3 protein-coding genes, 5 tRNA genes and 2 rRNA genes are annotated in these 4,485 nt (G+C 40.4%); 1 reads left to right on the plus strand and 9 read right to left on the minus strand.

All coding sequences use genetic code 11. From position 1 onward, the window contains the following. Positions 1-126: 126 nt before the first annotated feature. From Phpb_RS05530 to Phpb_RS05545, 4 genes are all read right to left on the minus strand, one after another. A tRNA-Thr gene (locus tag Phpb_RS05530) sits at positions 127-202 on the minus strand. Positions 203-208: 6 nt separating this feature from the next. Continuing rightward, positions 209-283, minus strand: a tRNA-Gly gene (locus tag Phpb_RS05535). 98 nt (positions 284-381) lie between these two features. Further along, a tRNA-Tyr gene (locus Phpb_RS05540) sits at positions 382-466 on the minus strand. A gap of 16 nt (positions 467-482) precedes the next feature. Then, positions 483-558, minus strand: a tRNA-Thr gene (locus tag Phpb_RS05545). A 430-nt stretch (positions 559-988) separates the two neighbouring features. Between Phpb_RS05545 and coaA the strand changes: the two genes are divergently transcribed. Next, the gene (gene coaA / locus Phpb_RS05550) at positions 989-1,939 is read left to right on the plus strand and encodes a type I pantothenate kinase (RefSeq protein WP_065389513.1); all 951 of its coding nucleotides are present in this window, start codon (positions 989-991) and stop codon (positions 1,937-1,939) included. A gap of 44 nt (positions 1,940-1,983) precedes the next feature. Here coaA and birA read toward each other — a convergent pair whose 3' ends face one another. From birA to rrf (Phpb_RS27650), 5 genes are all read right to left on the minus strand, one after another. Then, positions 1,984-2,943, minus strand: a complete 960-nt coding sequence (gene birA, locus Phpb_RS05555) for a bifunctional biotin--[acetyl-CoA-carboxylase] ligase/biotin operon repressor BirA (RefSeq protein ID WP_065389514.1) — start codon at positions 2,941-2,943, stop codon at positions 1,984-1,986. After that, a complete protein-coding gene (murB, locus tag Phpb_RS05560; RefSeq protein ID WP_065389515.1) occupies positions 2,940-3,965 on the minus strand; it encodes a UDP-N-acetylmuramate dehydrogenase in 1,026 nt (341 codons plus the stop codon). Before murB ends, birA begins: the two co-directional genes overlap by 4 nt. Positions 3,966-4,102: 137 nt before the next feature. Then, positions 4,103-4,218 (minus strand): 5S ribosomal RNA (gene rrf / locus Phpb_RS05565). 22 nt (positions 4,219-4,240) lie between these two features. Further along, positions 4,241-4,316: transfer RNA gene (locus tag Phpb_RS05570), tRNA-Thr, on the minus strand. An 83-nt stretch (positions 4,317-4,399) separates the two neighbouring features. Further along, positions 4,400-4,485, minus strand: a 5S ribosomal RNA gene (gene rrf / locus Phpb_RS27650); the annotation flags it as partial.

Raw genomic sequence — 4,485 nt, forward strand, 5'->3', positions numbered from 1 at the left:
CTTTTCTTTAGACATTAGATTGTCCCTCTAAGACACGGAATCGGTGGTTCCACCACATCAACCAAGCAGTTGCTCGTTGAATATCGTTTACAGGAATAAAATCGGGAGACAAGGACATTAAGGAAGTGGTGCTGATAGGCAGATTCGAACTGCCGACCTCACCCTTACCAAGGGTGTGCTCTACCAACTGAGCTATATCAGCACATCTTGGAGCGGGCAGCGGGAATCGAACCCGCATCATCAGCTTGGAAGGCTGAGGTAATAGCCATTATACGATGCCCGCATTGAACTCGGCTACCTGATTTTAATCAGCTGTATGTTGATCTTGATATACTTTACTTTCATTAAGCTAAAAGAACATCAAGATTAAATCTGATTCTTTGGTGGTGGGGGAAGGATTCGAACCTTCGAAGTCTGTGACGGCAGATTTACAGTCTGCTCCCTTTGGCCGCTCGGGAACCCCACCTTTTCCAAATTTTTAATGGTGCCGGCACCAAGAATCGAACTCGGGACCTACTGATTACAAGTCAGTTGCTCTACCAACTGAGCTATGCCGGCATCAAGTGCTGCGCATTCTAGGCAGTGTGAGCGCACTATGCAACAAAAAAATTGCTCCCCTTGATTATTCGGTCATAAAATACTCATTTTTGTTCAATTAGCTGTTTTTTTCAATATATTTGGCTCAAATAATAAACACAAAATTACCTGTAACTATCAAGGAATTGATCACAGTGCCCGACAAAGCTTGATAGGTCGCTTCATCTTGTGTCATTTAAATTTCCATCATGATAAACAAACAGCTAAAGCTAACATTAAGTAAAGCAACTCAATTTTTTACGATTCTGCATTTCTTACAAAAAAACCGCTAAAAATATAAAAAAGCCTACGCCTGCCGCTCATCAGTCGATATCATGCAATTTATTTTTTGTCGGGTACAGGTTGTTTATTACAACTTGTCCAACCTGCACAAACAGGCAGATGTTGGTTTATGAATAAAAAAGAACCTTTTTTGGCTACTCCATATTTGCAATTCAATCGTGAACAATGGGCAACCCTACGTGATTCAGTTCCACTGACATTAACAAAGGAAGAGTTAATTGATTTAAAAGGAATTAATGAAGAAATTTCTTTAGAAGAAGTTGTTGAGATTTATCTTCCTTTGTCTCGCTTGCTCAATTTTTATATTAGTTCAAATTTACGTCGTCAAGCAGTGCTCGAACAATTTCTAGGTACTGATGGACAAAAAGTCCCTTATGTCATAGGAATTGCTGGCAGTGTTGCTGTTGGTAAAAGTACTACTGCACGTCTATTGCAAGCCCTGCTGAGTCGTTGGCCTGAACACAGAAGTGTAGAATTAATTACTACAGATGGTTTTCTACATTCTAACAGCGTGCTAAATGAACGTGGATTGATGAAAAAGAAAGGATTCCCGCAATCATATGATATGCATAGTTTAGTGAAATTTGTATCTGATATTAAATCGGGGTCTAAACAAGTATCCGCACCAGTTTACTCTCATCTTACCTATGATATCGTACCAAATGAGCAAAAACTCATTAAACAACCAGACATTTTGATTCTAGAAGGTTTGAATGTATTACAAAGCGGTATGGATTATCCTCATGATCCACACCATGTATTTGTCTCTGATTTTGTCGACTTTTCTATCTACGTCGACGCACCTGAAAAATTACTCAAGAGTTGGTATATCAGTCGTTTCTTAAAATTCCGCCAGGGTGCTTTTTCCGATCCAGACTCTTATTTCCACAGCTATTCCAAGCTATCAGAAGAAGAAGCTATAAACACTGCATCTGATATCTGGCAAGAGATCAATGGACTGAATTTGCGACAAAATATTTTACCAACTCGAGAACGCGCAAGCTTAATCATGACAAAAGGTACTAACCACACTATTGAAAGCGTAAGGCTACGTAAGTAAAAAATAGCTTCCGAACCCGGAAGATATTTCTCTTCCGGTCGTTTCTAACAACCTCTTAAAGAAATTTCTCCGCCGATATATGGGGTTATAACACCATTCTGATCAAGTAACAAAGCACCTTGCTGATTAATACCCCTAGCTATACCATACACTTCCTGACTACCAATAATTAATTTCACCGGTCTATTCATAAAATTATCTAACTCAAACCACCGAGAAACAAATGAAGACAAACCTTCACTTTCAAACTGAATTAGAGCTTTCCTTAAATCAAGTATTATTTCTACAGCTAATTTATTACGATCAATTTCAATTCCTGCTTGTAACAAATTAGTCCATTGCTGATTAATAGACTCTTCGTCCTTATGATCCATCGAAATATTTATACCCGCACCTATCACAACCTGAGCAGCATCACCAGTCTTTCCTATTAGTTCAACTAAGATTCCCGCCAATTTCTTATCATCAAGATATAAATCATTTGGCCATTTTACCCTAATTCCATCCGCGCCAAATCGATGTAATACTTCAGCAATAACAATGCCAACAACCAGACTCAATCCGATTGCAGCAGCAGGTCCTTGTTCAAGGCGCCAGTACATAGATAAATAAAGATTTTTACCAAAGGGCGAAACCCATTTCCTTCCACGCCTCCCTCGGCCAGCATACTGGTACTCTGCAACACAAGCATCCCCTGATTTCAAATCAGATAAACGTTCAAGCAAGTACTGATTAGTCGAGTCAATAACTGGCAAAACAGTTATACGATCCTGAGGCAAGTATTGAAAAATAGTAGATTCATCAAGTAACTGCATAGGTGCCATAAGGCTATAACCCTTGCCTGGTGCTGTTTCTAGTTCAATTCCCCATTCACGGATTGTCTGTATATGTTTATTAATTCCAGCTCTACTCATCCCTAAATCTTGTCCCAACTGTTGGCCGGAATGAACGTCACCGTCAGATAAAATCTTAATCAACTTTAATGGCACGGTTATATCTTTCATGAAATACATTCCACAGCATCAATTTCGCCTTTAGTACCAATAAAACGAACCTCCGGTTCAAGTAATACACCAAACTTACTTATCACTTGCTGGCGAATGTAGGCAGCCAATGAAACTACATCCTTGCCTATAGCATTTTCCTGATTTATCAATACCAAAGCTTGTCTAAGATGCACAGATGCACCTCCAATGCGATAACCTTTTAAATTACAATGTTCAATGAGCCAACCCGCCGCTAATTTAAACATTCCATGTGTGTAAGGATATTGGGGGCTATCAGGGTAATTTTCTTTTATTCTCGCCGCAACTTCCGCACTGACAATTGGGTTTTTGAAGAAACTCCCCGCGTTTCCTGTCATTGCAGGATCAGGTAATTTACTGGTGCGCATTGCACACACTGAATCAAAAATCTGCTGAGGAGTTACATTGTCTTTCGACAGCCTAGTTAGCTCACCGTAGTTCAATATCGGCTGCCAATTCTTTTTCAACAATAATCCTACGGAGAGAATAGAATAATTTGCTTTATATTTATGCTTGAAAACACTATCTCGATATCCAAACTGACATTCACCAGCACTAAGGCGCGTTTGCTCCCCCGTTTCTAGATTAAGAACATCTACATATTCACACACATCTCTAAACTCAATACCATATGCACCAATATTTTGAATTGGTGCCGCACCAACGCAACCAGGAATTAAAGCCAGATTCTCTAATCCATAGATTTGATTTTTAAGAGAATAGCAGACTAATTCGTGCCAATTTTCTCCTGCCCCTACATGTAAATGCCACGATTCATCTGTTTCCTGCTGTTGAATCCCCATAATCCTATTCAGAATCACAGTTCCTTCAAAATTTGCAGTAAATAAGACATTACTGCCACCACCAAGCAGTAACACAGGTTGCTTTTCGCTTTTGGCTTTCTGCCATAAAGCTAATAAGGATTCGGCAGATTCAGCTATATCTAAACGTTTAGCATAGACTGATAACCCAAAGGTATTAAACTCTTTAAGAGAAAGCATTTACTCAATACTCAATAAAGCTATTTAATAAATAGTTTATCAGCTATAGACGTGGAAAACAGTTGGAAAAATAAGTTAGTTCTTTTTTAAATGCAAAAAGGCCACCCCTCTGGATGGCCTTTCCGTTTCAAAATAAAGTCTGGCAGTTCCCTACTCTCACATGGGGAGACCCCACACTACCATCGGCGCTACGGCGTTTCACTGCTGAGTTCGGCATGGGGTCAGGTGGGACCACCGCGCTATCGCTGCCAGACAAATTCTTTAATTCGTTATTATGGTGCTGATACCCAGATTCGAACTGGGGACCCCACCCTTACCAAGGGTGGGGTCTACCAACTGAGCCATATCAGCAATAGTTGCCCAAACTCACTGTTGGTGCAAAAAATTAAACGTGCTTCACGCTGCCGTTCATCGCAACACCACGCTAAAGTCAAGCCTGGCAGTGTCCTACTCTCACATGGGGAGACCCCACACTACCATCGGCGCTACGGCGTTTCACTGCTGAGTTCGGCATGGGGTC

Source organism: Photorhabdus namnaonensis (assembly GCF_001684335.1).
In the GTDB taxonomy this organism is placed as follows: domain Bacteria; phylum Pseudomonadota; class Gammaproteobacteria; order Enterobacterales; family Enterobacteriaceae; genus Photorhabdus; species Photorhabdus namnaonensis.

What these genes read in the sequence shown, in the direction of transcription:
- birA (WP_065389514.1), bottom strand. Translation starts at nt 2,943, where the DNA reads ATGAAAGATATAACCGTGCCATTAAAGTTGATTAAGATTTTATCTGAC.
- murB (WP_065389515.1), bottom strand. Translation starts at nt 3,965, where the DNA reads ATGCTTTCTCTTAAAGAGTTTAATACCTTTGGGTTATCAGTCTATGCT.
- coaA (WP_065389513.1), top strand. Translation starts at nt 989, where the DNA reads ATGAATAAAAAAGAACCTTTTTTGGCTACTCCATATTTGCAATTCAAT.